Raw genomic sequence first — 26143 nt, 5'->3', positions numbered from 1 at the left:
ATAGTTTAGTAAATAGTTTTGAAAATTTTGATGATTGCTAAAAATGATTTAAATAATTTTTTTTGAGCACATGGCTTTCACTTTTTTTACAGATGCGTCTTCGCAAAGCTCTTTGTAACCGTCAGATTCCACAGGAACGAGTGCGATTTTACTGTTTTGATCGTGATGAATCCCAAAACCATATCTTTTGGAAAGAGCAGATGATCTCAGGCAAGGCTGACCTTTTGAGAAAAATTTGTTGCGCTCTTCTGGCTTTTCTGCATCAGTCAAATTGTTCTTCAGTGCAAAAGTTTCAAAAACGATGTCGTCGGAAGTAAAGAGGTAAGGATTGTTTTTTATTAAATTGTATTGAATTTCAGCGGCGGTTTCAACCTTTTTAGCAGGCGGGATCTGAGAAACAGATACAGGACAGTCTTCCGCAACCTCAATAAAAGTGTTTTGATAGTTTGTAGTGTGAATTTTCATCCTTAAATCTCAATTATAACTTCGAATTTACGAAAAACAATTTAAAAGAGAGGCTGAAAATTTTGCCAAAACAGTCTGAACATAAGGCATTACATGCTAATTTTAACATAATATCAAATCCATAAAAAAATATTTGGTTTTGAAATTTTTAATTGTATCTTGCAGACGTTTATATTTGGAATCAATATTTGTTCATTACTGTATGTTGTTTTTCTTTTATATACCAAATCTTTACTAATTTAATTTTTTTTACAATGAACATTTTTGTTTCAAACATCAATTACGCAACTAAAGAACATGAGTTGCAAGATCTATTTTCAGAGTTTGGAGAAGTTTCTTCAGCTAAAATCATCACAGACAGAGAAACTGGTCGCTCAAGAGGTTTCGGTTTTATCGAAATGGGTGACGAGGAAGGACAACAGGCTATCGAAGCTTTGCACGAGAAAGAATTTAACGGAAAAGCGTTAAACGTTTCTGAAGCTAAGCCAAGAGAAGATAAACCAAGAAGAAGTTTTGATAACAACAGAAGCGGTGGCGGTGGCTACGGTGGAGGTAACAGAAGCGGCGGTGGCGGCGGTTACGGAAATAATAGAGGTAACGGTGGTGGAAGTTACGGTGGTGGAAACGACCGTGGCGGAAATCGTTGGTAAAATATAGAAGCGGCTTTTAAGCCGCTTTTTTTTATCTCCAGAATATAAAGATTCATAAAAATGACAGGCTGATAAAGTCTGTCATTTTTTTTTAATGAATATCCGTAGTTACTGTCACCATAGTTTTAACGGGGTTTTTATCAGTCAGCAGGAAAGGATTCAGCACGCTGAAATAAACAGTATTTTTAGGATTGACAATAACTGCTGAATTTATTTTATGATTAGATAGAATATTTGATTTTTTTTTCGAATTAAAATCAGCACGAAATCATTCAGGAGTAATCTTACTTCGATTTCAACAAAAACTTACAGTCAGTCTTTTTTCTTTTTCTTCTTTTTATCCTTTGCTTTTTTATCTTTTTTAGGATTGAGAATCTCTTCCGCAATTTCCAGTTTGGGTTCTTTGATTTTTGGAGGTTTTATTTCTATATCTTCTCCGAGATATTCTTTAAAATCATCCTTTGCAACAAGATTCTCTCTGAAAAGGAATTCCAGAATTTCTTTTCCGGAACCGTCGAAAAAGTTGTTGGCAATTTCCTTCATTAAAAAATTTCTGTAATCTTCAAAAGGTACAAGAACGCTGTATTTAAAAATTCTTCCTTCTTTTTCTGTCTTCAGATAGCCTTTTTCAACCAAAATTTTCAGGTAGGTAGAAACGGTGTTCTGATGCGGTTTAGGTTCAGTATGATGCTCCATCACATCTTTTAGATAAAAAGAATTAAGCTTCCAGAAAAGCTTCATCAGATTTTCTTCCGCAGAAGTAAGGTGATTGATTTTCATAAAAAATATTTAGGTTCTGAATTGAATATCGCAATAAAGATAAAGAAAAGAAACCAAAAAAGCGATAAGAGCGCCTAAAACAACCTCTTTTGGAGTGTGTCTCTTCAAAATAATTCTCGTTAAACCTACCAAACCAGCTATAAATAGCCATGCAATTCCCATTGAAGTATCAATATTAAAAAACAACGCCGCTACAAAAATATTGAAAGCAGTGTGCATGGAACTTTTAATAAAATAATTACTGACTTGTAACGCAAGAAGCAAAACCAAAATAAACAGCATTACAAAATCAAATCTTCCGTGTTTCAGATAGGAATAAAATAAGTACGCCGCTACACAGATGCCGATAAATATGTAAAGGGTCTTGCGCTGCACACGGTTGGATACATCCATGTTGGTGTATTTTCCTGTTTTCACATTGTAGGTAATCCACGCTATTACTGGGATTATTACCATCAGTAAAATAGGAAGAAAATGTTTCAGCGCCTGATTCAGACTGTACTCATGAACGCTCATGTAGACAAAAAATATGATAAGGGAAACCAGCGGATTAAAAAAATCGGAAATGATTCTGGATATTTTGTGCAAAGGTGAAGCTTGTTTTTCTTCCATTTTAAAATTTGATAATGTAAATATAATATTATAACAAAAAAAACAATTGCTGTGTATGTAATAAAAACAAAGTTTTTTTTATATTTTTGCTCAACTATTTGTAAAATATAAGCAAAAGCTAACGCATGAAGGAATTTTCTAAAGAGGTGTACCTGAAGTGGTATGAAGATATGACTATGTGGAGAAGGTTTGAAGACAAATGCCGTTCTCTCTATCTAAAACAAAAAATCAGAGGTTTTTTACATTTGTATAACGGTCAGGAGGCTATTCCTGCAGGTTTTACGCATGCAATGGATTTAACAAAAGACAGTATGATTACCGCATACAGATGTCATATCCACCCGATGGCAATGGGAGTAGACCCTAAAAGAATCATGGCAGAACTTTGTGGCAAGGCTACAGGTACTTCAGGAGGAATGGGTGGTTCTATGCACATTTTCAGTAAAGAACACAGATTCTACGGAGGTCACGGTATTGTAGGAGGCCAGATTCCTTTGGGAGCAGGTATTGCTTTCGCAGATCAGTATTTCGACAGAAAAGCTGTAAATATCTGTTTCTTCGGAGACGGTGCTGCAAGACAGGGATCTCTTCACGAAACTTTCAACATGGCAATGAACTGGAAACTTCCGGTAATTTTCGTTGTTGAAAACAACCAGTATGCAATGGGAACTTCTGTAAAAAGAACAGCCAACCACGAAGATATTTATAAATTAGGTTTAGGTTATGAAATGCCATGTCTTGCTGTAGACGCGATGGATCCTGAAAAAGTGGCTGAAGCTGCTTACGAAGCTATCGAAAGAGCAAGAAGAGGAGACGGACCTACTTTCATCGAAGCAAGAACTTACCGTTTCAGAGGGCACTCTATGTCTGATGCTGAACCGTACAGATCTAAAGAAGAAGTTGCTATTGCTAAAGGCGATGACCCTATCGAGTTGATCAAAGCAAGAATTTTATCAAACAACTGGGCTACAGAAGAGGAATTGGAGGCTTTGGATAACAAATCAAGAGATTTCGTGGAAGAATGTATTGAGTTTATGGAAAACTCTCCATATCCTGATACTGAGAAAATCTACGAGTACGTTTACGCTCAGGAGAATTATCCGTTTTTAGATAAATTTGAAAATCAATAAAATTAAATTAATTTGAAATCTGAAATTTGAGTTTCCCTAATCTCAAATCTCGAATCTCAAAATTCAAATCAATATAAATCATGGCAGAAGTAATTACAATGCCACGTCTTTCCGATACAATGACGGAAGGAAAAGTGGCAAAATGGCATAAGAAAGTAGGCGATAAGGTAAAGGAAGGAGATATCTTAGCCGAAATTGAAACCGACAAAGCAGTACAGGATTTTGAATCTGAAATCGAAGGAACACTCTTATTTGTAGGTGTAGAAGAAGGAAATGGTGCAGCTGTAGATTCTGTTTTGGCCATTATCGGTAAAGAAGGTGAAGATATTTCTTCACTGACGGGAGGAAGTGCTCCTGCAGCTGAAGGTGCTTCTGAAGAGAAAAAATCTGAAGAAGAATCTAAGACTGAAAACGAAGATACAAGCGTAGAGCAGACTTCAGCAGAAGTTCCTGCAGGCGTAGAAGTAATCACAATGCCGAGACTTTCAGATACAATGACTGAAGGTAAGGTGGCTAAATGGCACAAAAACGTAGGCGATACAGTAAAAGAAGGTGACCTTCTTGCTGAAATCGAAACAGATAAAGCAGTTCAGGATTTTGAATCTGAATTTAATGGTGTTCTTTTAAAGCAAGGTGTAGAAGAAGGCGGCGCAGCTCCTGTTGACAGCGTGTTGGCAATTATCGGTCCTGAAGGTACTGATGTTTCTGCCGTTGGATCTTCAAAGCCAGCTGAGAAATCATCAGAAAAATCTTCTGAGAAACCAGCAGAACAAAAATCTGAAACAAAAACTGTGGAAAAACCGGCTGCACAGGCTTCCGCTTCTTCTTCAGACAGAGTGGCAATTTCGCCTTTAGCTAAAAAAATGGCTCAGGATAAAGGAGTTGACATTAATGCACTTCAGGGTTCTGGTGAAAACGGTAGAATTGTTAAGAAAGATATAGAAAATTACAAGCCTGCTGAAAAAGCTGCGGCTGCAACATCTGCTCCAAGCGCAGCAGCACAGGTTGCCGTAAGTTTTGTTCAGGGTGAAGATACTGAAACTCCAAACTCTCAGGTAAGAAATATTATCGCAAAACGTCTTTCTGAAAGCAAATTTACTGCTCCTCACTATTACTTAATGGTGGAGATCAATATGGATAAGGCAATTGAGGCTAGAAAAGAAATCAATGCTTTACCGGATACTAAAATTTCTTTCAACGATATGATTATCAAAGCGACAGCAATCGCTTTGAGAAAACATCCGCAGGTAAATTCGAGCTGGGCAGGTGACAAAATCATTCACAGAGGAAACATCAATATTGGTGTGGCAGTAGCAATTCCTGACGGTCTTGTAGTTCCGGTACTGAAAAATACAGATCAGATGACTTACACTCAGATTTCTGCAGGCGTAAAAGACATGGCAGGTAGAGCGAAAAGCAAAGGTCTTAAGGCTAACGAAATGGAAGGTTCTACTTTCTCTATTTCAAACCTTGGAATGTTCGGTATTGAAACTTTCACAAGTATCATTAATCAGCCGAACTCTGCAATTCTATCAGTAGGTGCAATTATTGAAAAACCTATCGTAAAAGACGGTCAGATTGTAGTAGGAAATACAATGAAACTTTCATTAGCATGTGACCACAGAGTAGTGGACGGTGCTACCGGAGCTCAATTCTTACAGACATTAAGAACATATTTAGAAAGTCCTTTATCTTTATTGGTATAAACACTTTTTAGATTTATGAATACAAACCTCTCATTTTTTGGGAGGTTTTTTTAATTTAAATGAAATTCAGATTTCAATGGCTTAAATTTTGTTGACCTGTTGGGGTATTTAAACCAACACGCAAAACAATTTATTATGAAATTACAAACCAGTCACCTTTGGGTTGCAGCCGCATTTTTCACATTCAGTTGTACTTCGGAAATGGAAGAAAATCTTCCGGATCCTGAGGATCAGGTTATGGAAACACTTTATCCGCCTATAGAAACCAATCCTGCAAATACAGGTTATGCACCGGCCTTCACCGGACAGACCAGAGCCAACAGTGTAAAAACAGTTACACCTGTAAAAACAGAAGTTATTTCGTCAGCCTTAACAGCGCCGTGGGGAATCACTTCAATGCCGGACGGAAGATTGCTGATCACCCAGAAAGCCGGTACGATGCGTATTGTTTCAAGCGCAGGTACAGTGGGAGCAGCCATTACAGGTATTCCTTCTGTTAATTCAAATGGGCAGGGAGGACTTTTGGGATTGTGTCTTGATCCACAGTTCGGAAGCAATAAAATGATTTACTGGGTGTTTTCTGAAAATGTAACGGGAGGAACTGTCACTGCCGTAGCAAAAGGAAAACTTTCAGCCAGTGAAACAGCTATCGAAAATCCAACGGTAATCTACAGAGCAAATCCATCAGCTTCAGCCGGAAATCTGCATTACGGAGGAAGAATTTTATTTGATTCTACAGGAAATCTGCTTGTAAGTACGGGTGAACGTTCAGATATATCTACAAGACCTTTAGCGCAGTCGGTGAGTGCGGCTATCGGTAAAATTATAAGAATTACAAAAGACGGCCAGCCGGCGGCAGGAAATCCTACCTTTGCAGGAAGCGGTTCGTTACCGGAATTGTACAGCATTGGTCATAGAAATCCTCAGGGGATGGCGATTCATCCTACAACGGGTGAACTGTGGCAGAGTGAACATGGCCCGAGAGGTGGTGATGAAATCAATAAAGTTACTGCAGGAGCCAACTACGGCTGGCCAACGATAACCTACGGAATTGAATACGACGGCGGAACCATCGGATCGGGAATTCAGCAGCAGGCTGGGATGCAGCAACCTGTTTACTACTGGGATCCTGTGATTTCACCAAGCGGTATGACGTTCTACAGAGGAAACCTTATTCCGGAGTGGCAAAACAATCTTTTTGTGGCAGCTTTATCAGGAAAACACATTGTGAGACTTGTCATCAAAGACAACAAAATCTACGGTGAAGAAAGACTTCTGGCTACAGAAGATCAGCGTTTCAGAGACGTTACCCAAGGCATTGACGGATCTTTATATGCCATTACAGATGGCGGCAGGCTTTATAAAATATCAAAACAATAGACCAAAAAAATCTCCGAAGTGGAGATTTTTTTTGTTTTAACCTAAAATGGTCACGCCTTTCTGGAGCAGTTCGTAGATTGCATCTTTACCGTTGTCCGGTCTTACATTCACGGCCCGGGTTCCGTTAAAATGAACGCAGGTAACATATCCGTTGGCAACAGCATCCATTGCTGTAAATTTCACACAGTAATCTAAAGCAAGTCCAACAATTTCAACCAGTTTTATGTCGTGATATTTCAGGAAATCATCTAGTCCCGTTTTCATAAAGTGATTATTGTCCTGAAAACCGCTGTAGCTGTCGATCTCAGAATTGGTGCCTTTCTGAACGGTGTGCGTGGCTTTTTCGATATTTAAATCAGGATGAAATTTTACTCCGTCAGTTCCCTGAACGCAGTGATCCGGCCACATGAACTGAGGAACACTGTTCAGGATTATGCTTTCACCCACCTTTCTGTTGTTGTTCGACGCAAAACTTTTGTGATTTGCCGGATGAAAATCCTGAGTAAAAACAATCTGGTCATACTGATTTTCCTCCATAAGCAAATTGATATAAGGAATAATTTCACTGGCATTCGGAACCGCAAGAGAGCCGCCTTCGCAGAAATCATTCTGTACATCTACAACGATCAGAGCTTTTTTCATATTTAATAATTTTTTAAATGGGAGATTTAATATTTAAGCATAAAAATACTGCAAAATTCATTGTAAAGCTCCTCTTATTTTTGATAAATTTACAGCAGACTAAACTCAAAAATTTATCCAAATCATATTTATCGGACAAATAGACACTGTACACTGAAATTTTAAACTGTACTTTGACCGGAGTCGTATTATTCATCAATTATTCAAATAAAAATAGAAGGCTGATGCTTTCAAACATGACAGCACAGCATTCAAATTCAAACTGTAAAAACTGAAACTACCGGACACATGAGCATTCCTGAATTAAAAAGATTCCCAATCGGACAATTTGATGAGCCTGATGAAATTCCGGATACCCAACTGGAAGAACACATTAAAATAATCAAAAATTTTCCGTCAAAACTGAAAACTCTGATTGAGGATTTCTCTGATGAGCAGCTCGATACACCATACCGTGAAAAAGGCTGGACTGTGCGACAACTGGTCAATCACCTAGCCGACAGCCATGCCAACGCTTTCATAAGATTTAAACTTGCCTTAACGGAAGAAAATCCTGTGATCAAACCGTATCACGAAGCCAAATGGGCAGAACTTCAGGACAGCGCATCACTAAGCATCAAACCGGCGATGAGAATGCTGAAAGGAATACATCAGCGATGGTATCATCTTTTGAGATCTCTCACCAACAGACAGTTTGAACGTACTTTTCATCATCCTGAACAGGGCAGGAATTACAATTTGAGAATTTGTCTGGCTATGTATTCATGGCATTGCCACCATCATTTTGCACATATCGAAAATCTGAAAAACACAGAAGGGTGGTAAGAAAAAGTCTGCACAATCAGAAAGATTTTCTGGAGATTAAACAAAGGATTTTAAATTTAAAACCAGACGCTGAACGAAAATGGGGCAGGATGACCGCTGCCCAAATGCTTACGCACTGCAGTCAGGTGCTGAAAGTTCCGATGAAAAGAACTGTGCTTCCCAAAACATTTTTCCTTTTTCGCTGGATAGGAATTCTTACAAAATACGAAATGAAAACCTTCAACAACGGAATTCCACCGAATATGCCTACTTTTAAAAAACTAATCATTAATTTTGACTGTGATTTTAATGTTTCAAAAAGAGAGCTTCTGAAGACCCTTGATGAGTATGAAGAATTCAGGCGCCACCGGAAAATGCTTTCAAAGCATGAGTTATTTGGAAAAATGACCGATGAAAACTGGGGATTTCTGGAGTACAAACATCTTAATCATCATTTAAAACAATTTAATGTATGAGTTTATTCGGTAAAATATTCGGCGATAAAAAAGAGGAAAGCGACAGCAGTTTGCCTATATGGAAATTAATTGAGAGCGAAAATGACTTAACCAAAGCAATTGAAACTTCGGAAAATAAGACAGTGGCCATTTTCAAACATTCAACAAGGTGTTTTATCAGCAAAACTGTTTTGAAAAATTTTGAAGCTGAACTTCGTGAAAATGAAAATGCAGAAGCAGAATTCTACTTTTTGGATCTGATTGCCTACCGTGCCATTTCAAATAAAATCGCCGACGATTTCGGAGTAAGACATGAAAGCCCGCAGCTTCTTGTATTGGAAAACGGGTCAGTAAAAAATTCAGCGTCACACCAGGATATTTCCATAAGCCAAATCACAGCATGAGCAATATACAGAATTATTTAGCCAATGTATTTGAAGTACCTGCCGAGAAGGTGAATCTCTGCAGCATTCAGTACGAATCCAGAAAAGTAGGTAAGCACGAATTTTTATTGCAGGAAGGTGAAGTTTGCCGCAATACTTTTTTTGTGGAAAAAGGTTTGCTGAGAATGTTTTCCATCGATAAAAACGGCAAAGAGCACATCATACAGTTTGCTCCGGAGAACTGGCTTATCGGAGACAGAAGCAGTCTTTATTTTAATGAGAAATCAAGATATTTTATTGAAGCGGTAGAAGATTCTGAAGTTTTATTTTTAAATCCGGACTTCTTCAGCAAGCTTTTGGAAGAGTTTCCCAACAGCATAGAAAGAAACGATCTCATCATACAGAAGCATGTAAAAAGTCTGCAGGACAGAATCAATTCTCTTTTGGGCGAAACCGCTGAAGAACGTTATATGAAATTCACAAAAATGTATCCGGATCTGATGTTGAGAGTTCCGCAGTGGATGATTGCATCATATCTTGGCATCACCCCCGAAAGTCTGAGCCGTGTGAGAAAGGAACTGGCGAGGAAGAATTTCATTACGGATTAAGATTTTTGAATTCAATTGTAAGACCTTAAAGTTGATCTCAACTTGAAAAATAATTTTTAAAATTTAAGAATCTCTTTTAATTATTTTAAAGGAGATTTTTTATTTATAGCAAACGTTGTCAAGGTTTTTCTGAATCTATTTTGAGGTCTTTTACGTTGGTGGGTTTTTAATTTTTGGAGTTTTTCTAAGTTTTAGTTATGAATTTATTTAAACAATACATCATCTGTTTTATAAATTTTAATACGTTTGGGAGTTTTCTCTTCGGTTCTGTTATTTTCAAGTTCTACGAAAATGTAAGTATCATTAAAATATAAAATCGATGCCTTTTGATTTTTTCCAAACTCATCATGTATTTGTTTAAAAATATTTTTAAGGTTTTCTAAATTTTGAGGATAAATAGTTTTATTTCGAAACTCAACTAAAACAATTATTGAAATGATAAACAGCATTAAAGTTGTTGACATTAGGATCAGTGATATGAAATGAACTAAGTAATATAATGCTCCTTTTTTATTTTTAAATTCTTTAAGACGTTTTACTTTTAATTCCTGATTCTTAAAAAAAGATATTATCAATATTTCACGTGAAAATACTAAAATTCCTTTTAAGAATAACGGTAAGAAAATACCTGCCAATAAAAGTTGAATTAATAATGCACCTATTCTTGAATTCTCAATGTAATCTAAACCAACATCATTAAATCCGATATAATAATATGATGATGTGCATATTATTAGAACCAGACCAGCCAATAATTGGTAAGGGTTAAATTGGGTATTTAATAAATCAAACTTTACTAAATTTTTGAAATCAAAATGCTTATCTAAAAGATGCAGATAAAGTGCTAAAATGATAGTAATGGATAATATTAATATGCCATCTGCGATTAATTGCGTAATAGAAAAAAATCTTATTAAAGATGGGTCAATAAAAATTAATTCTAAGATTTGCCATAAACCACCGATGAATGTTGGAAGAATTAAAATTATAGGAAACACATTTTTATATTTCTCGGAATCTGAATTAATCCTTTCTACAATTTTCTCAAAGAATCTATTAGTCATCATGATATTTTATCTAAATATCAAAGATATTAAATACTCACTAACGTTAATACAACCAATGAATCTAAATGGATACTTTCAATATCCATATCCAAGCCTCCAAAATTTCTCCACAAATAAGAAAACAACCATTTCGTAACAAAACAATCTTCAATTTTCTTTAAAATCAAGTCTCCGTAACAAAACACAATTGGCGGAGGTTTCCCAGACTTCATTTGAGACAAAACACTAACTCTTCTTGTTTCCCATAAAATTTTTGGAACAAATCAATAATTTATTTACATTTAAATTCTTTAGTAAATGAATTATTCACTTTTAAAACACATTACATGAAAATTACATTATCAAAATTGAGTACCAAAGATTTGGCTACTCTTGCTCAGAGAATTATCAATTCTTCAGAAACGGGAAACTTTCCGGTAATCAGCAATCATCCTTTACTTGCAGAATTAAAAATAATGTATGCAGAGTACGACAAGGTTTACACCAAAAAAATCTACAGTGGAAAAGGAGTAAATGTAGCAAGTGCAGATTTAGAAAGAGACCATGCTTTCAGAATTCTGAAGAACTATCTCAATGCCTACAGAAAAATGCAAACCTTACCTAATCATTTGTATGCTGAAGAACTTTATCAGATTTTTAAGCTGTACGGACTTAGTTTAGATGTTGAAAGTTACTCTACACAGTCTGCTCAAATGAAAAAACTATTCGAGGATCTCGAAAAACCAGAGAACTTTCAAAAGGTCAATACACTGTCATTAGTTCCGGCTTTGAATGAAATGAAATCTAAACATGATGCTTTTGAGCAAATATTTGCCGAACAAGCGGGTGCCAATGCCAGTTTGAGACAAATGAAAAGCGCAACAGCTATCCGAAGAGATTTAGAGAAAGTTTTAAAATCTTTTATCAATATATTGACTGCCATGAAGGTTGTCGAAGACTGGAAATTATTGTATGCTGAAATAAATGAGTTTGTAACTGCAGCAAAAAATTCTCAGCAAAAACCCTCCGAAGAAAACACCAACGGTAATTCTAATTAACCCTGAAGACAGCCACATAACAATGGCTGTTTTTATTTTATAAGAAATATTCAACAAAAACAATTTTTCATTAATTTCGTCAAAAATCAAAAAGATAATGAAGATCAAATTAACCATCTGTTTACTGGCTTTTCTGAATTTTTATGAAGCGCAGGAAAATATCAGCTATCAGAAACCTTCTGCGGAGATTCTGCAGCTGGCAGATTATGAGAGACCGCCAAGTGTTCAGACCAATTCGAAGAAAGACTGGGTTGTTTTTGTGTACAGACCAACGTATAAGACCCTTGATGATCTCAATCAGCAGGAAATGAAATTAGGCGGTTTGAGAATAAATCCGGTAACCAATATTTCAAGTTCAGTAACGTACATCAACAATCTGAAAGTGCGGAAGATGAATGATAAAACGGAAGTTCAGGTGAAAGGATTGCCACAGAATCCAAAAATCACGAATACAAGTTTTTCGCCTGACGAAAAAAGGATGGCGTTTACCAATACCACCGACAAAGGTGTTGAACTTTGGGTGATCGATCTGGAAACAGCCACAGCTAAAAAAATCAGTCAGGATAATCTGAATGCCAATTATGGTTCGCCTTACGTATGGATGAAGGATTCTCAGAGTTTCCTACTGAAAGTTCTTCCGGCCAACAGACCGAAACTGATGGACGCTTCAAAAGACTTACCGACAGGTCCGATTGTTTCCACTGCCGACGGAAAGGTTTCGCAGAACAGAACCTATCAGGATTTGCTTAAAAATCCTCAGGACGAAAAGAATTTCGACAACCTGATGAGTTCTGAACTGTTCCATACAGACCTTAACGGAAATCAGAAAAAATTTAAGGAAAAAGATCTGTATGCCGGTCTGTCTTATTCTCCTGATGGCAAATATCTGATGGCGACTACGATAAAGAGACCTTATTCGTACATCGTTCCTCTGAACCGTTTTCCAATGACTTCAACCGTTTATGACGCGAGCGGAAATGTAGTAAAAGTAGTCAATGAGATTCCTTTGAATGAAATTATGCCAAAAGGTTTCTCCTCTGTAAGAATGGGGAAAAGAGACATGAGCTGGAGAAGCGATATGCCAGCAACATTGGTGTATGCCGAAGCATTGGATGGTGGCGATCAGTCGAAAACCGTCGAGTTCAGAGATGAAGTTTTCACTTTGGATGCTCCTTTTAACGGAAGTCCGAAGTCTTTCTTTAAAACCAAACAGCGTTACGAAGGCACGAGCTGGACCAACGATCATTACGCCATTGTTTCTGAAGGCTGGTATGACATAAGAAATACAAAATCGTATCTGATCGACCTGAACAACGGAAAATCCCAAGTCATTGAGGACAGAAATTATCAGGATGTATACAGCGATCCTGGAAGTTTCAACACGACCAAAAATGATTTTGGAAGATATGTGGTGAATATGAAAGGGGAAAAGGCTTACCTGATTGGGGCGGGCTTTACGAAAGACGGTCAGCATCCTTTTGTGGATGAACTGGATATGAAATCATTAAAAAAGAAAAGACTCTACACCTCAAATCTGAAAAATGCCAAGGAAGAAATCATCGATATTATTGATCCTAGAAAAGGCGATGTTCTCACCATTCAGCAGTCGGCGAGTTCTTATCCGAATTATTTTAAGAAGAATATCAAATCCAATAAATCTGAGCCGGTAACGCAGTTTGCCAATCCTTTTGAAAGCATTAAAGATGTGTACAAGGAAGTGATTACCTACAAAAGAAATGACGGTGTTACTTTGACGGGAACCCTTTATTTGCCTGCCAATTATGACAGAAAGGCGAAGAAAGAGAAGTTACCATTGTTGATTTGGGCTTATCCTACGGAATATAAAGACAAAAATACGGCAGGGCAGAATACGCAAAACCCGAACGACTTTACGTTCCCATATTATGGTTCATTCGTTTACTGGACGGCAAAAGGGTATGCGGTTTTGGATGATGCAGCGTTCCCAATCATTGGAGAAGGAAAAACGGAGCCGAACGATACTTTTATTACTCAGTTGGTTGCCAACGGAAAAGCAGCAATTGATGCCGTGGATCAGTTGGGTTACATCGATAGAAAAAAAGTGGCTGTAGGAGGTCATTCTTATGGTGCCTTTATGACGGCAAATCTTCTGACGCATTCCAAAGATTACGCCTGCGGAATAGCAAGAAGTGGTGCGTACAACAGAACTCTGACGCCATTCGGTTTCCAGAGCGAACAGAGAAATTATTGGGACGTACCGGAAATCTACAACGGAATGTCACCATTTATGAACGCTGATAAAATGAAAACACCACTATTGTTGATTCATGGTGATGCAGATAACAATCCCGGAACATTTACTTTGCAGACGGAAAGATATTTTCAGGCATTAAAAAATCTGGGAGCACCTGTGAAAATGGTTCTTCTGCCTAAAGAAGCGCACGGATATGTTGCCAAAGAAAACATTCTGCACTTGCTTTGGGAACAGGATCAGTTTTTGGAGAAGTGTCTGAAGAAATAATCGTAAAAGAGTATTTAAATACAAAATTTTCAAAGCATTTTTCTTTTCCCCCTCCCTAAAGGGTGGAAAAATGCCAAGAAAGTACTATCAAAATCACGCTTGTGTCATCCTGAGCCTGTCGAAGGAAATTTTGATAAAATACAAATAAGTTCAAAACGGCTTTTAAAACAAACTGCCCCTGAAAGATTAAACTTTCAGGGGCAGTGTTTTTTAAGATCGGTAAAACATCTTGCACTGAACACTTCGACGGGCTCAGTGTGACATCTCTAATACTGGGCTGTTTTACTACTGTAACACTTTTAGCTTTAGTTAGTTTATCCTGAGCTTGCCAAAGTAAAGTCTTATTTATCAATCGATCCTAAAACCTTTTGTGCAAAAAAGTTTAAGGCATCTTTCTCGCTCATTCCGTTTTGTACGTTGGCGTGAACTTCCAGAGCGCCGCAAATGTTGGTGATCAATTCTCCGGCAACATTCATATCTTCTTCGGTGGTTCCTCTGAATTCTGTGAAGCTTTCAAGAACTTCTAAAGTTTTTTCTAAATTTTCAGGAGTCTGATTCTGAAAAAACTGTCTGATAATCGGTAATTTCATTTGATTTTAATTTACAGTTCGCTGAATAATTCAATTAAACTTTCAGCTTTGTTAGACTGCACCTGATTAACCAGTTCACCGTTTTTGAAGATGGCAAAAGTAGGAAGGTTATCCACTTTAGCCAGTTTTCTGCTTTCAGGAAGTTTCTCTGCATCCACATATAAAAAAGGAATTGCATCATTCTCCGAAGCCAGTTTTTTGAATTTCGGCTTCATAATTCTGCAGTTTCCGCACCATGTAGCTCCGTACTGTACAACAACTTTCTCGTTATCGCCCACGATGCTCTGCAAAGTATCTTCTGTTAATTCTGTATACATTGTTAAATTTTAGAATAAAATTTAACAATGTAACAATATAATAATGTAACAATTTACCAATATTATCGCATGGTATCCTATTGTTACATTGCTGGATTGTTACATTGTTAGATTAAAAATTTTTAATTTTTAGCTAAATACTCAGCAGTAGAAGTTCTGTCAGCTTTCATAGCGTCTTTTCCTTCTTCCCAGTTGGCAGGGCAAACTTCACCGTGCTTCTGAACGTGAGTGTAAGCGTCGATCATTCTTAAGAATTCTTTTACGTTTCTTCCCAAAGGCATATCGTTCACTGCTTCGTGGAATACTTTTCCAGTCTCGTCGATAAGGTAAGTAGCTCTGTAAGTTACGTTTGATCCTGTGAAAACTTCATTTCCTTCTTCATCAAAATCAAGATCCTGATCTACGATATCAAGTAAGTTTGCCAACTGTCTGTGAGTATCAGCCAAAAGCGGGTAAGTGACACCTTCGATTCCGCCGTTGTCTTTTGATACATTTAACCATGCGAAATGAACTTCGTTCGTATCACAAGAAGCACCGATTACTTTAGTATTTCTTTTTTCGAATTCAGGTAAAGCCTCCTGAAAAGCGTGAAGCTCAGTCGGGCACACAAAAGTGAAATCTTTCGGGTACCAGAATAAAAGAACTTTCTGTTGGTTTTCTGCAGCTTCCTGAAATACATTGATTCTTAAATCATCACCCATTTCAGACATTGCGTCAATCGTTACATTTGGGAATTTTTTTCCTACTAAAGACATAATTTTCTTGTTTTTATTTAAATTTTTCTGGTGCAAATATATTACTTTTCGTCTATTGATTTTAAGTAATCTAATAAATAAAATCTATAATTATTTTTGACATGCAACAGCAGATATTTTCAGAATTTCATGCCGTTCAGCTGGTTGCAATTTGATATTCTTACGAAAGTAAAGTTTTTATCTATCAAAAAAAATCAGATTTAAGTTTAAACCTAAATCTGAAATATATTTTAAAACAAATTAATATTAAATCGCTTTTTCTAAAGTTTCTTTAATTCTCCTCATCGCTTCTCTCAGTTCTTCTTCTGACGCTGCATAAGAAAACCGGATGCACTCTGGGCTGCCGAAAGAAACTCCGCCAACGCAGCCTACGTGCGCTTTCTCCAAAAGGAACATCGCAAAATCGTCTGCGTCTTTTATCTCAGTTCCGTCTAAAGTTTTTCCGATGTAGTAAGAGATATCTGGGAAGAAATAGAAGGCAGCTTTAGGTAAAAGAACCTTGAAACCTGTGATTTCCTTCATCAGTTCAAACATTAAATTTCTTCTCTGCTCGAAAGCATCAATCATATATTTATACTCAGAAGGATCAGTTTTTAAAGCTACAATTGAAGCTCTTTGTGCAAGAGTGTTGGCACCGCTGGTCATCTGTCCCTGTACTTTTTCACAGGCTTTAGCCAACCATTCCGGACACGCCGAATAACCGATTCTCCAGCCGGTCATCGCAAAAGCTTTAGACATTCCGTTGATTACTGCGGTTTGCTCGTAAACCTCAGGAAACTGTGCGATGGAAGTGGTTTTGGTTTCGTAATTAATGTATTCGTAAATCTCGTCTGAAATTACCGTTACGTGAGGATATTTTGCAATTACTTTTGCCAAGGATTTCAACTCGTCGTAAGTGTAATAACCACCTGAAGGATTACAAGGCGAACTGAAAAGAATGGCTTTCGTTTTATCGGTTATTGCTTCTTCAAGCTGCTCTGCCGTGATTTTAAAATCGGTAACGTAAGATGTCGGAAGCATTACAGATTCTCCGCCCATCATTTTTACCATTTCGTCGTAGCTTACCCAGTATGGTGTAGGAAGAATTACTTCATCTCCGTCATTTACAATTGCTGCCAAAACATTGATGATGGCCTGTTTTGCACCGTTGGAAACGCAAATCTGTGAAGGTTTATAATCTAATTGATTGTCTCTTTTTAATTTATCTGAAATCGCCTGTCTGAGTTCCAAAAATCCCGGTACGGGCGAGTAGTGGCTGTAGTTTTCGTTGATGGCATCAAAAGCGGCCTGTTTGATATTGTCGGGAACGTCAAAATCTGGTTCACCTAAAGTTAAGCTGATTACATCGATGCCTTCGGCTTTCATTTCTCTTGCCTTGTTAGACATCACAAAAGTCTGCGAGTAACCCAGTCTGTTCACTCTATCTGATAGTTTATTCATGAAATTTTTTGTCTTTCGAACAAATATATAAATTATGACCGTGATTAAAAACTAAATTATCACAGATCTGTTTATTTTTTAACTGAAAATTTATCATTAAAATCTAAAAAATTCACTCTTTCAAGAGATTTTTGATTAGTTTTGAGAAAATTTAAATTATGCTGAGACTGCTTCTGCTATTGATTACAACATCTTTATATGCACAAAATTACCGCTTTGTTTATGAATACAAATTCAGACCGGACGTTATTATAAAAGACTCACTGGTAACTGATTACATGAATCTTGATACGGATGGAAAGGAATCGTATTTTTACAACGCGGCAAAATTTGAGAAAGATTCGGCTTATGCTGCTACGAAAGACTCAAAGGTGTTTTCTGAATATAAAAATTTTGACAGAAATCTTACCTACACCGTTCACAAGATTTATTCCCCGAAAAGCATAAAATTTTACGATAAGTTCCAGACTGCCAATCTTGTCATCAGAGAAGAAAAATTTCCGGTGTGGAAAATTCAGAATGAATTTAAAAAGATTGGTGAAGTGAACTGTCAGAAAGCTGTTGCGGATTACAGAGGAAGAAAATGGGAGGCGTGGTTCAGCAAAGATTATCCTGTAAGCGACGGGCCATACAAGTTTTCAGGACTTCCAGGGCTCGTGGTGCAGATTCAGGACACAGAACTTGACCATCAGTTTAATTTAATTCAAATCAAAAAGACGAAATCAAACTATGGTTTTTTGCCTAAAACCAATAAGGAAATCAGCGAGAAAGAATTCAGAAAACTGTGGACAGACTATCGTTTTGCTTCCGATGAAATTGATAATATGAATATCAATTCGAAAGAAGGAACTGTAGTTCTACAGCTGAAAGATGGCTATACAAGCACAATTAAGAAAGACAGACTTACCAAAGCCAAAGATTTTGATGCAGCACTTTCAGCAATACTTTCCAAATCTAAAAACAGGATTGAAAGAGATTAATTGCTTTTAAACTTGATTTAAGAAATCAAAAACTTTATTTTTGCTCAAATATACTATTTAAGATGTCTACAGCGTTATTATTAAAATATTTCCCCGATCTCACTGACGTTCAGAAAGAACAGTTCGCAAAACTTGAAGAACTTTATAAGGAATGGAATGAAAAGATCAATGTGATCTCCCGAAAAGATATGGAGTCGCTTTATGAAAAGCACATTCTGCACTCCCTGGGAATCGCAAAAGTGATGGAATTTGCTCCGGGAACAAAAGTTTTGGACATTGGCACTGGCGGAGGTTTTCCCGGAATTCCACTGGCAATCTTATTTCCTGAAACTCAGTTTACGCTGATCGATTCTATTGGTAAGAAAATCACGGTTGTGAATGCAGTGGCGGAAGGTGCGGGATTAACCAACGTAACAGCGATTCACGGAAGGGCTGAAAAACTGAAAGAAAAATTCCACTTTGTGGTCAGCAGGGCAGTGACGCAGATGCCTGAATTTCTCCGTTGGCTGAAAGGTAAATTTGAAAAAGAGCAGATCAACGCAAAACACAATGGTGTGCTTTATCTGAAAGGCGGAGAACTCGCTGAAGAACTCGCAGGACTGAAATGTGAAATCTTCAGTCTTAAAAATTACTTTGTAGAAGAATTTTATGACACTAAAAAAGTGGTATATCTATCAAAAGGCAATTTTAATTCTTAAATAAGTATTTATATGGAATTATATTTGCTGAAAATTTAAAATAATTAATTAAAATTTAATGTAATGAAAAATTTACTTTCTATATTTATTCTGACTGTAATTTCGTCCGTAGCTTTTATATCATGCAATGACGATGATGATTACGAAACTATACAGTCGGTAGAAAAAGTAAAGATTGACAGTGTGTCAATTGTCAACGATACGATGAATGTTTTTGATATTCAGAGCATCAGAACATATCAGAAATTCACGCAGCAGTGCGAAGGTTTTTATGGTTATGATTACGTTCATACCGCAGATTTCGACAGAAATGTGACCGCTTACAAGTTTAAAACCAATGCCAATTGTGGTGCGGGAAGCTTTACAGGTTTTAATCAGATTAATTTTGCTCCGAAAGTTGCAGGAACTTATAATTTTAAATTCTGGACAGGAGATAACACGTTCATCACCAAAACAATCGTTGTTCAATAAATGAAATACAGAATTTCAGCCGTTTTCGTTTTAATAACATTTTTCTTTGCTTCAGCACAGAAAATTTATTGGTCTGAAAACCGAAAGCTGACATGGAGCGACTTTCAAAGCAGGGATAATCTCGGGCATGACTTTTCGGTTGTGGCATTTGCCAATGTTGGGATGGGATATTCTGCAGAAACCACTACCAATCCCAAGGCTCCTGTAAGCATTGAGGTTTCAGTGTATTTTGACACTCAGAGATCCTGGAAAGTTGATAACATCAAGGGTGACCGTGTACTGTTACACGAGCAAAAACATTTTGATATTGCTGAAGTTTATGGCAGAAAATTGAGACAGTTGATTGCTGCAAATATTAAAAATTCACTTGATTATCAAAATAAATTCGTTCCTCTCTACAAAGAGAATTTGGCTCAGTATAAAAGCTTTCAGAAGAAATACGACAGCGAAACCAACCACGGTCTGAATGAAGAAAAGCAGATGTATTACAATAGTTTTATCGCTGAAGAACTTAAAAAATTAAATAAATTCCGGAAAAATTGAAGTTTCTCAACAAAATAATCAGTGAACTGCTGGCTCAGGAAAATGATCTTTCCAAATTCAGTATTGTATTGCCGGGGAAAAGACCTATAGTTTTCATCCGCCATATTCTCGAAGAAAAAAAGTATTCCGGTTTTTTGCCGGATTTTTTTACGGTGGAAGAGCTTATCACAGACATCGTAGATCAGCAGCCTATTCAAGGGATTTCTCTATGGCTTTTTTCTTATGACGTTTACAGAAAACTCAATCTTATTCCGCAAGACAGTTTTTCGGATTTTCTGAAATGGTTTCCCACGCTGCAAAAAGACTGGGATGATATTCTAAAATTTTCAGACAGTGATACAGCCGTTCTGCAATACATGTTTGATGAAGAGCGTATTAAGGAATGGGCCCAGGATTTGGGTGATGACGACGAAGTTCCAAGAAAAAAGTTTCTGAACTTCTGGCGGAATATGAATATTTACCTCCCGGCTTTAAAATCTGCTTTACTTGAGAAAAACTGGGCAACTTCAGGGATGATTCATGAAATTGCGACGGCAAAGATTCAAAAATATGCCACAGAGAGCGATAAAAAATTTATTTTCTGTGGTTTCAATGCCTTTACACCAGTTGAAGAAAAACTTGTGAGAAATCTTTTGCAGTGGGATAAAGCGCAATGTTATTTTCAGGGCGACCGTTATTATTTCGACGATGAAAGACAGGAAGCGGGAAAGTTTCTGAGAGATCACAAAACTTGGAAAGAATTCAATGACAGCCGGGAATTCAGGTGGATTGAAAACGATTTTAATCAGCCAAAAAACATAAAAGTTTACGAAGTTTCGGGAAATATCACCCAGACAAAGATTTTGCCTGAAATCTTTAAAGAAAGCCCCGATGCCGATTATTCTGACACCGCAGTGGTTCTCCTTGATGAAAATCTTCTGCCTGCGAGTCTTGATGTGATGCATTCTGTGCAGCATCTGAATATTACAATGGGTTTTCCGTTAAAAAATCTTTCTTTTTCAAATGCTGTAAAACAACTTTTTTATCTTCAGAAACAGCTTGAGAAGAATAAAACAACATATTATTATAGAGACATTTACCCGATTTTAGAAGAACTTCCATCTTCTGAATCTGATGAAAAAATTATTTCAAATTTTAAATCGAAAATAGAGGAGAGGAATATTGTTTATATTTCAAAACATTTATTCTCGGAATTGCTTTCTGATCTTTCTTATTTTAAACTTTTGCTGAAAGCAGATTCAGCTCAGGCTTATCTTGACCTGCTGACGGACTTTTGTGTTGGTCTTAAATGGCTGGATATCGACGATATTCAATATGAAAATATTTCTCACTTCGAAAACGCTTTCAGACTTCTAAAAAACCAGATTCTTCCGTATCAGTTTGATATTAAGATGGAGACGCTTGAGGTTTTGATCAATCAGCATATCAACACAGAAAGTATTGATTTTCAAGGCGAACCTTTGAAAGGACTGCAGGTAATGGGACTTTTGGAAACACGTTTGCTCAATTTTAAAAACGTCATTTTACTTTCTGTAAACGAAGGAAAACTTCCGCTTGGAAATTCGCAGAATACATATATTCCTTTTGATATCCGCAGACATTTTGAACTGCACACCTATCTGGAGAACGACAGTATTTATGCCTATCATTTTTACCGTCTGATACAGGATGCAGAGAATGTGCACCTGCTGTACAATGCATTGAGTTCGGGCGTAAACACTGGTGAAAAGAGCCGTTTCATCACCCAGATTGAAATGGAGAGCAGTCACAACATCGAACATTTGATTATTGAAAACACCAGCGAGCCCATAAAAACTGAGCCTATTGAAATTCAGAAAACAGAAGCTGTACTGCAGAAACTTGAGAACTGGAAGGAGCGGGTTTCAGCTTCCCATTTGACGAGTTATCTTTATAATCCGGTAGATTTTTATCTTTCTAAAATTCTCAACACTTCTGAAACTGACGAAATCGAAGAAGAGCTTTCAGTGAGAAATTACGGAAATTTGGTTCATTATTCACTGCAGGATGTTTATGAAGAACTGAAAGGCAAAGTTTTAAAAGAAAGTGATTTACAAAAATCAATTAAAGCAATAGATCAGTATATTGACGGAGCCATTGAAAAGCTGAAACATCAGCCGGAATTCTATGAAAAAGGAATGAATTTCATTCACAGGGCCATCGCCAAAAAAGTAATCGAAGCGGTTCTGAATTTCGATCTTGAATTGGTGAATAGCGGAAATGAACTGAAGATCATCGATATTGAAAGGAAATTTGAAAATGCAGATCTGTATATTGATGAAGAATCAAAAGATAAAATATCTTTTTACGGCTATATCGACCGGATCGACCAGCTGAACGGAACCATCAGAATCATTGATTACAAAACGGCTAAAACAAAAAATCTGACAGTAAAAATTGATGAATTAAATCAGGATGATTATTTTCACAGGGAAGACCGGAAACAGGCGATGCAGCTTTGTCTGTATCAGTATGTAGTTCAGAGTTTACCGGAATTCTGGGGACTTCCTGTGCAGACAGGAATATGGAGTTTCGCAGATGCCAAAAAAGGAGTAGTTTCGCTGGAATTTGCACAGGGCAATCTGGAAAATGCTATGGTTTCCATTAAAAATTTAATTCTTGAGATTTTAAATCCTGAAATAAGTTTTGTGGAAAATGTAAAGACTTTTGCCGGAAATTAATTGGTAAAAAAAAAAATAAACCTTCAAGGTTTCCAAAACCTTGAAGGTTTGAATTCTACACTTTAAAATGCGTTAAACCCAGTAATATCCAATCCCGTAATCAACAGGTGAACATCGTGTGTCCCTTCATACGTAATTACTGATTCAAGGTTGGCCGCGTGGCGCATCATCGGAAATTCTCCCATGATTCCCATTCCACCAAGGATTTGTCGCGATTCTCTTGCAATATCAATCGCCATTTTCACGTTGTTTCTTTTCGCCATAGAAATCTGAGCCGGACTTGCCTTGTGGTCATTTTTCAAATTTCCTAACTGAAGACAAAGCAACTGAGCCTTGGTAATTTCAGTTAAAAATTCAGCCAGTTTTTTCTGCTGCAACTGAAATGCTCCTACAGGTTTGCCAAACTGTTTTCTTTCTTTGGAATACTGAACTGCAGTACAGTAGCAGTCAATCGCAGCACCGATTACGCCCCATGAAATTCCGTACCGGGCAGAATTTAAACATGATAATGGACCTTTCAATCCAGTAACATTGGGTAATAGATTTTCTTTAGGAACTTTTACATTGTTGAAAACCAATTCGCCGGTTTTAGAAGCTCTTAAGCTCCATTTATTGTGCGTCTCCGGAGTGGTAAAGCCTTCCATTCCTCTTTCCACGATGAGTCCCTGCACTTTTCCTTCTTCATTTTTTGCCCAAATCACTGCAATATCACAAAGGGGAGCGTTGGTAATCCACATTTTTGCCCCGTTCAGCAAATAATGATCGCCCATGTCTTTGAACTGCGATTCCATAGAACTCGGGTCTGAACCATGGTTAGGCTCCGTTAAACCAAATGAACCAATCATTTCGCCTGAGGCTAATTTTGGTAAGTATTTTTTCTTTTGCTCCTCAGAACCAAATTCATTAATCGGAAACATTACAAGAGAACTCTGAACGGAAGCTGCAGAACGCACCGCAGAATCGCCTCTTTCCAGTTCCAGCATAATCAAACCGTAAGAAATCTGATCGAGCCCGGAACCACCGTACTCTTCAGGAATGTAAGGTCCCAAAGCTCCGATTTTCCCCAGTTCTTTCATTAAATTTGGCAGATCAGTATGATTTTGTGCAGCCTGATCGATATTCGGCATCACGAAACTTTCAACCCAGTCACGCACAGACTGTCTGATGAGCTTGTGTTCATCGGTGAGGAAAGCATCAATTCCAAAATAATCTGGTATGCTGGTAAGCGGATAATATGACATAAATTTTTGTTTTTCTAAAAATAAGATTTTTTAGACAGTGACAAAAAAATAATGTGTTTTTAAAGGCAAAGAATACAAAATTCAGATAAAATCCTCCTCCAAAAAAGTGTAAGGTTTTGATTTTGAATGGTATTTTTCTATAAACTTATAGAGGTAAGGTGCTTTGTTTGCCGACCCGTCATACAGTTTTTCAAGCCTTTCCAGCATATTCATGCTTAAAATTTTGCGCTGAAAATTGTTTCTTCTGAATGTTTCACCCAAAATTGTTTCGTAAAGGCTTTGCAGATCTTTCATGGTAAATTTTTCGGGAAGAAGATTGGATGCGGCGACCTGAGTGTCAATATTATCCCGCAGAAATTCCAGTCCTGACCTGATGATTCTGTCGTGGTCAAAAGCCATCTGCGGAAGCTTGTCTACCTCAAACCACGCGCAGGTTTCGTTGAAGGCATCGGGGAAGGTATTGGCAAGGGAAAAATCAATCAGACTACAGTAACCCACAGTGATAAACCGCTGCAGAATCCAGTGATTTTCGGTGACATCAAGACCTTTATTCTGAATTAATGTTTTATGCACATTGTTTTCTGTACGACTCATTCTTCCAAAAGTGTGAAACTGTTCCAGAAAAATGTCTTTCAGATGCGTTCTTTCAAATAAAACCCTTGCTGCAGCATCCCTGAGATCTTCATCCAGAAAAACAAAACCTCCCGGAAGGGAATACAGATCAAGATCATGATATTTTAAAAGTAAAACTTTCAGGATACCATCATGAAAACCAAAAATAGTGCAGTCTACCGAAAGATTTGGAATGAAATCTTTGCTGTCGATAAGCTGCTTCAGGGTTTCAATATTTTTATTGTGATCTGTTTTCATGCTGTAAAAATAAAATTATTTCTAATATTTTTGATTAATTGCTTTAAAAAATGAAAATCCGAAGATAAAAACTGTCATTACCGCCAAAAATATGAAGACCGCGTAATAATTCAGCATTTGATTTTGAAACAAAACCGAAATCAGTGCAGAGCTTGCAGAACTTCCCAAAGATGAAAAAATTACAATGACGGAAGTAAGCACATTCACTTTTTCTTTATCTGTGGAAGAAATCATTTTTGAATTGGCAACGGGATAAAGCGGTGCAAGAAAGAAACCGATCACCGGAAAAATGTAGATTAAGATTGCTGATTTTCCATTACTGAAAAACTGGATTGCAATAATCAAAAACAGAATCAGAAGAACCATAGAAACGCAGATGTAAAAGTATTTTGACAAATCGAACCGTCTGATGATCTGTGCCGTAAATATCCGGCCCAAATAACTGAAAACTGCCAAAAATGATGTGGCCTGAAGTGCAAAAAACGAATCTACACCCAAATGGTTTTTATAAAAAGAAGGCAACCAGGAATTAAAACTCTGTTCGGTAAACACAATGAAAAACAAAAGTCCAAAAAAAGCAGTGAATGCAGGTTTTCCGAATCCTGTAAGATCGGGTAGTAGAGGAATGTTTTTATTTTCCGTTTCGGTGATTTCTGTTTTCAAAAAAAGGTAAACGGTCAAAAAACTGATAAGCGAAATTCCAAAAAAACCAAATTTCCAGAATTCACCGTACTGGCTTGAAATGAGCCATCCGAAACCTGTGTTGACAACAAAAATACCGACCATGAAGGACGCTTCTACACTGCTCATTGTTTTGGTTAAAGTTTTTTCATCAAAAATATTGTTCTTAATAATATTGAAAACGCAGATTTTACCCAGCGCAAAACACGCACCAATGATCGCAAACCACAATTTATAAAACCAGAAAACCTGTACAAACGGTAAAATTACAGAACATACTGCGACAATCAGTAATGCAGAAATGAGTGAAGTTTTCGTCCCGATTCTGCTGATAAAACTTACCGCAAAAATAGAAATGAATGCGATTGGAAGATCTTTAAAAGCTTCTAAAAGTCCCAGTTTACCGTAGGAAATATTTTCTTCTGACAGTTGAAGGATGATGATGCCCATACAGTTCAGAACCATTGAGAAAATGAGGAAGGTCAATTTCAGTGGAAGTGTTATTTTACGGAGGTTGGTCGCCATTTTGGGATTAAATTACTTAACTTTTCTACTTAAAATATTAAAAATCTGAAGAATATGTATTCTCATAATCCCCAAAAATAAAAGAAATATCAAAATAATGAGGAAAAATATGTT

27 protein-coding genes are annotated in these 26143 nt (G+C 37.0%); 15 read left to right on the top strand and 12 right to left on the bottom strand.

From position 1 onward, the window contains the following. Positions 1-48: 48 nt before the first annotated feature. Positions 49-465 carry a DUF6157 family protein gene (locus tag IC610_RS04790; RefSeq protein ID WP_191735471.1) on the bottom strand — a complete coding sequence of 139 codons (417 nt, stop codon included), beginning with the start codon at positions 463-465 and terminating at the stop codon, positions 49-51. 254 nt (positions 466-719) lie between these two features. Here IC610_RS04790 and IC610_RS04785 point away from each other — a divergent pair, with 254 nt between their 5' ends. Beyond that, positions 720-1115 carry an RNA recognition motif domain-containing protein gene (locus IC610_RS04785; protein WP_056080296.1) on the top strand — a complete coding sequence of 132 codons (396 nt, stop codon included), beginning with the start codon at positions 720-722 and terminating at the stop codon, positions 1113-1115. 312 nt (positions 1116-1427) lie between these two features. On the opposite strand, the gene IC610_RS04780 is transcribed toward IC610_RS04785, so the two are convergent. Together IC610_RS04780 and IC610_RS04775 are read right to left on the bottom strand one after the other, a co-directional pair. Beyond that, the gene (locus IC610_RS04780) at positions 1428-1895 is read right to left on the bottom strand and encodes a BlaI/MecI/CopY family transcriptional regulator (protein ID WP_191735470.1); all 468 of its coding nucleotides are present in this window, start codon (positions 1893-1895) and stop codon (positions 1428-1430) included. 9 nt (positions 1896-1904) lie between these two features. Further along, entirely contained in the window at positions 1905-2507 is a 603-nt protein-coding gene (locus IC610_RS04775) for a phosphatase PAP2 family protein (protein WP_191735469.1), read from the bottom strand. A 125-nt stretch (positions 2508-2632) separates the two neighbouring features. Here IC610_RS04775 and pdhA point away from each other — a divergent pair, with 125 nt between their 5' ends. From pdhA to IC610_RS04760, 3 genes are all read left to right on the top strand, one after another. Continuing rightward, positions 2633-3637: a pyruvate dehydrogenase (acetyl-transferring) E1 component subunit alpha gene (gene pdhA / locus IC610_RS04770; RefSeq protein ID WP_191735468.1), complete on the top strand. Its 1005-nt coding sequence runs from the start codon at positions 2633-2635 to the stop codon at positions 3635-3637. 80 nt (positions 3638-3717) lie between these two features. Next, the gene (locus IC610_RS04765; protein ID WP_191735467.1) at positions 3718-5343 is read left to right on the top strand and encodes a pyruvate dehydrogenase complex dihydrolipoamide acetyltransferase; all 1626 of its coding nucleotides are present in this window, start codon (positions 3718-3720) and stop codon (positions 5341-5343) included. Positions 5344-5478: 135 nt separating this feature from the next. Next, positions 5479-6723: a PQQ-dependent sugar dehydrogenase gene (locus tag IC610_RS04760; protein ID WP_191735466.1), complete on the top strand. Its 1245-nt coding sequence runs from the start codon at positions 5479-5481 to the stop codon at positions 6721-6723. A gap of 36 nt (positions 6724-6759) precedes the next feature. Here IC610_RS04760 and pncA read toward each other — a convergent pair whose 3' ends face one another. Beyond that, the gene (gene pncA, locus IC610_RS04755) at positions 6760-7365 is read right to left on the bottom strand and encodes a bifunctional nicotinamidase/pyrazinamidase (RefSeq protein WP_191735465.1); all 606 of its coding nucleotides are present in this window, start codon (positions 7363-7365) and stop codon (positions 6760-6762) included. Positions 7366-7653: 288 nt separating this feature from the next. Here pncA and IC610_RS04750 point away from each other — a divergent pair, with 288 nt between their 5' ends. The 4 genes from IC610_RS04750 to IC610_RS04735 are packed head-to-tail and all read left to right on the top strand — an operon-like array spanning position 7654 to position 9615. After that, positions 7654-8190 carry a YfiT family bacillithiol transferase gene (locus IC610_RS04750; protein ID WP_191735464.1) on the top strand — a complete coding sequence of 179 codons (537 nt, stop codon included), beginning with the start codon at positions 7654-7656 and terminating at the stop codon, positions 8188-8190. Then, positions 8184-8645, top strand: a complete 462-nt coding sequence (locus tag IC610_RS04745; RefSeq protein ID WP_317173350.1) for a DUF1569 domain-containing protein — start codon at positions 8184-8186, stop codon at positions 8643-8645. The genes IC610_RS04750 and IC610_RS04745 overlap by 7 nt, the downstream gene beginning before the upstream one ends. Continuing rightward, on the top strand, positions 8642-9028 hold the full coding sequence (gene ytxJ, locus IC610_RS04740; RefSeq protein ID WP_191735462.1) for a bacillithiol system redox-active protein YtxJ: 387 nt from the start codon (positions 8642-8644) through the stop codon (positions 9026-9028). The genes IC610_RS04745 and ytxJ overlap by 4 nt, the downstream gene beginning before the upstream one ends. After that, complete coding sequence (locus IC610_RS04735) at positions 9025-9615, top strand: Crp/Fnr family transcriptional regulator (RefSeq protein WP_056080269.1); 591 nt, start codon at positions 9025-9027, stop codon at positions 9613-9615. Before ytxJ ends, IC610_RS04735 begins: the two co-directional genes overlap by 4 nt. Before the next feature lie 203 nt (positions 9616-9818). Here the strand turns inward: IC610_RS04735 and IC610_RS04730 are convergent, their stop codons facing one another. Continuing rightward, on the bottom strand, positions 9819-10682 hold the full coding sequence (locus tag IC610_RS04730) for a hypothetical protein (protein ID WP_191735461.1): 864 nt from the start codon (positions 10680-10682) through the stop codon (positions 9819-9821). Between the two features lie 326 nt (positions 10683-11008). Here IC610_RS04730 and IC610_RS04725 point away from each other — a divergent pair, with 326 nt between their 5' ends. Both IC610_RS04725 and IC610_RS04720 read left to right on the top strand, forming a co-directional pair. Then, positions 11009-11719, top strand: a complete 711-nt coding sequence (locus tag IC610_RS04725; protein ID WP_191735460.1) for a DUF6261 family protein — start codon at positions 11009-11011, stop codon at positions 11717-11719. 97 nt (positions 11720-11816) lie between these two features. Next, a complete protein-coding gene (locus tag IC610_RS04720) occupies positions 11817-14219 on the top strand; it encodes an alpha/beta hydrolase family protein (RefSeq protein WP_191735459.1) in 2403 nt (800 codons plus the stop codon). A gap of 341 nt (positions 14220-14560) precedes the next feature. On the opposite strand, the gene IC610_RS04715 is transcribed toward IC610_RS04720, so the two are convergent. The 4 genes from IC610_RS04715 to IC610_RS04700 all read right to left on the bottom strand — a co-directional run bounded on the left by IC610_RS04715 (position 14561) and on the right by IC610_RS04700 (position 17321). Further along, positions 14561-14809, bottom strand: coding sequence for a DUF6952 family protein (locus IC610_RS04715; RefSeq protein WP_191735458.1), 249 nt, complete (start codon positions 14807-14809; stop codon positions 14561-14563). An 11-nt stretch (positions 14810-14820) separates the two neighbouring features. Then, a complete protein-coding gene (locus IC610_RS04710) occupies positions 14821-15126 on the bottom strand; it encodes a thioredoxin family protein (RefSeq protein WP_056079399.1) in 306 nt (101 codons plus the stop codon). 122 nt (positions 15127-15248) lie between these two features. Further along, positions 15249-15881 (bottom strand): peroxiredoxin, encoded by a 633-nt coding sequence (locus tag IC610_RS04705; protein ID WP_056030238.1) that lies wholly within the window; start codon positions 15879-15881, stop codon positions 15249-15251. Positions 15882-16127: 246 nt separating this feature from the next. Further along, positions 16128-17321: a pyridoxal phosphate-dependent aminotransferase gene (locus IC610_RS04700; protein ID WP_191735457.1), complete on the bottom strand. Its 1194-nt coding sequence runs from the start codon at positions 17319-17321 to the stop codon at positions 16128-16130. 158 nt (positions 17322-17479) lie between these two features. Here IC610_RS04700 and IC610_RS04695 point away from each other — a divergent pair, with 158 nt between their 5' ends. The 5 genes from IC610_RS04695 (at position 17480) to IC610_RS04675 (ending at position 22712) form a co-directional block, all read left to right on the top strand. After that, a complete protein-coding gene (locus IC610_RS04695; RefSeq protein WP_191735456.1) occupies positions 17480-18301 on the top strand; it encodes a GLPGLI family protein in 822 nt (273 codons plus the stop codon). Between the two features lie 62 nt (positions 18302-18363). Then, positions 18364-18999 (top strand): 16S rRNA (guanine(527)-N(7))-methyltransferase RsmG, encoded by a 636-nt coding sequence (rsmG, locus tag IC610_RS04690; protein WP_191735455.1) that lies wholly within the window; start codon positions 18364-18366, stop codon positions 18997-18999. Between the two features lie 63 nt (positions 19000-19062). Continuing rightward, positions 19063-19470 (top strand): hypothetical protein, encoded by a 408-nt coding sequence (locus IC610_RS04685; RefSeq protein WP_191735454.1) that lies wholly within the window; start codon positions 19063-19065, stop codon positions 19468-19470. Continuing rightward, positions 19471-20013 (top strand): DUF922 domain-containing protein, encoded by a 543-nt coding sequence (locus IC610_RS04680; protein WP_191735453.1) that lies wholly within the window; start codon positions 19471-19473, stop codon positions 20011-20013. After that, complete coding sequence (locus IC610_RS04675; protein WP_191735452.1) at positions 20010-22712, top strand: PD-(D/E)XK nuclease family protein; 2703 nt, start codon at positions 20010-20012, stop codon at positions 22710-22712. Before IC610_RS04680 ends, IC610_RS04675 begins: the two co-directional genes overlap by 4 nt. Before the next feature lie 62 nt (positions 22713-22774). On the opposite strand, the gene IC610_RS04670 is transcribed toward IC610_RS04675, so the two are convergent. From IC610_RS04670 to IC610_RS04660, 3 genes are all read right to left on the bottom strand, one after another. Beyond that, a complete protein-coding gene (locus tag IC610_RS04670; RefSeq protein ID WP_191735451.1) occupies positions 22775-23953 on the bottom strand; it encodes an acyl-CoA dehydrogenase family protein in 1179 nt (392 codons plus the stop codon). Between the two features lie 81 nt (positions 23954-24034). After that, positions 24035-24823, bottom strand: coding sequence for an NUDIX hydrolase (locus tag IC610_RS04665; protein WP_056079422.1), 789 nt, complete (start codon positions 24821-24823; stop codon positions 24035-24037). A gap of 21 nt (positions 24824-24844) precedes the next feature. Further along, entirely contained in the window at positions 24845-26029 is a 1185-nt protein-coding gene (locus IC610_RS04660) for an MFS transporter (RefSeq protein WP_191735450.1), read from the bottom strand. Positions 26030-26143: the final 114 nt, after the last annotated feature.

The sequence above is a fragment of the Chryseobacterium caseinilyticum genome, assembly GCF_014837145.1.
Taxonomy (GTDB): Bacteria; Bacteroidota; Bacteroidia; order Flavobacteriales; family Weeksellaceae; genus Chryseobacterium; species Chryseobacterium caseinilyticum.
The sequence above is the reverse complement of the archived record's forward strand: the minus strand, read 5'-3'. Positions and strand labels throughout refer to the sequence as shown.

Bases quoted from the DNA above. Each gene is read 5' to 3' on its own strand.
- IC610_RS04790 (WP_191735471.1), bottom strand. From the start codon at position 465: ATGAAAATTCACACTACAAACTATCAAAACACTTTTATTGAGGTTGCG.
- IC610_RS04785 (WP_056080296.1), top strand. From the start codon at position 720: ATGAACATTTTTGTTTCAAACATCAATTACGCAACTAAAGAACATGAG.
- IC610_RS04780 (WP_191735470.1), bottom strand. From the start codon at position 1,895: ATGAAAATCAATCACCTTACTTCTGCGGAAGAAAATCTGATGAAGCTT.
- IC610_RS04775 (WP_191735469.1), bottom strand. From the start codon at position 2,507: ATGGAAGAAAAACAAGCTTCACCTTTGCACAAAATATCCAGAATCATT.
- pdhA (WP_191735468.1), top strand. From the start codon at position 2,633: ATGAAGGAATTTTCTAAAGAGGTGTACCTGAAGTGGTATGAAGATATG.
- IC610_RS04765 (WP_191735467.1), top strand. From the start codon at position 3,718: ATGGCAGAAGTAATTACAATGCCACGTCTTTCCGATACAATGACGGAA.
- IC610_RS04760 (WP_191735466.1), top strand. From the start codon at position 5,479: ATGAAATTACAAACCAGTCACCTTTGGGTTGCAGCCGCATTTTTCACA.
- pncA (WP_191735465.1), bottom strand. From the start codon at position 7,365: ATGAAAAAAGCTCTGATCGTTGTAGATGTACAGAATGATTTCTGCGAA.
- IC610_RS04750 (WP_191735464.1), top strand. From the start codon at position 7,654: ATGAGCATTCCTGAATTAAAAAGATTCCCAATCGGACAATTTGATGAG.
- ytxJ (WP_191735462.1), top strand. From the start codon at position 8,642: ATGAGTTTATTCGGTAAAATATTCGGCGATAAAAAAGAGGAAAGCGAC.
- IC610_RS04735 (WP_056080269.1), top strand. From the start codon at position 9,025: ATGAGCAATATACAGAATTATTTAGCCAATGTATTTGAAGTACCTGCC.
- IC610_RS04730 (WP_191735461.1), bottom strand. From the start codon at position 10,682: ATGATGACTAATAGATTCTTTGAGAAAATTGTAGAAAGGATTAATTCA.
- IC610_RS04725 (WP_191735460.1), top strand. From the start codon at position 11,009: ATGAAAATTACATTATCAAAATTGAGTACCAAAGATTTGGCTACTCTT.
- IC610_RS04720 (WP_191735459.1), top strand. From the start codon at position 11,817: ATGAAGATCAAATTAACCATCTGTTTACTGGCTTTTCTGAATTTTTAT.
- IC610_RS04715 (WP_191735458.1), bottom strand. From the start codon at position 14,809: ATGAAATTACCGATTATCAGACAGTTTTTTCAGAATCAGACTCCTGAA.
- IC610_RS04710 (WP_056079399.1), bottom strand. From the start codon at position 15,126: ATGTATACAGAATTAACAGAAGATACTTTGCAGAGCATCGTGGGCGAT.
- IC610_RS04705 (WP_056030238.1), bottom strand. From the start codon at position 15,881: ATGTCTTTAGTAGGAAAAAAATTCCCAAATGTAACGATTGACGCAATG.
- IC610_RS04700 (WP_191735457.1), bottom strand. From the start codon at position 17,321: ATGAATAAACTATCAGATAGAGTGAACAGACTGGGTTACTCGCAGACT.
- IC610_RS04695 (WP_191735456.1), top strand. From the start codon at position 17,480: ATGCTGAGACTGCTTCTGCTATTGATTACAACATCTTTATATGCACAA.
- rsmG (WP_191735455.1), top strand. From the start codon at position 18,364: ATGTCTACAGCGTTATTATTAAAATATTTCCCCGATCTCACTGACGTT.
- IC610_RS04685 (WP_191735454.1), top strand. From the start codon at position 19,063: ATGAAAAATTTACTTTCTATATTTATTCTGACTGTAATTTCGTCCGTA.
- IC610_RS04680 (WP_191735453.1), top strand. From the start codon at position 19,471: ATGAAATACAGAATTTCAGCCGTTTTCGTTTTAATAACATTTTTCTTT.
- IC610_RS04670 (WP_191735451.1), bottom strand. From the start codon at position 23,953: ATGTCATATTATCCGCTTACCAGCATACCAGATTATTTTGGAATTGAT.
- IC610_RS04665 (WP_056079422.1), bottom strand. From the start codon at position 24,823: ATGAAAACAGATCACAATAAAAATATTGAAACCCTGAAGCAGCTTATC.
- IC610_RS04660 (WP_191735450.1), bottom strand. From the start codon at position 26,029: ATGGCGACCAACCTCCGTAAAATAACACTTCCACTGAAATTGACCTTC.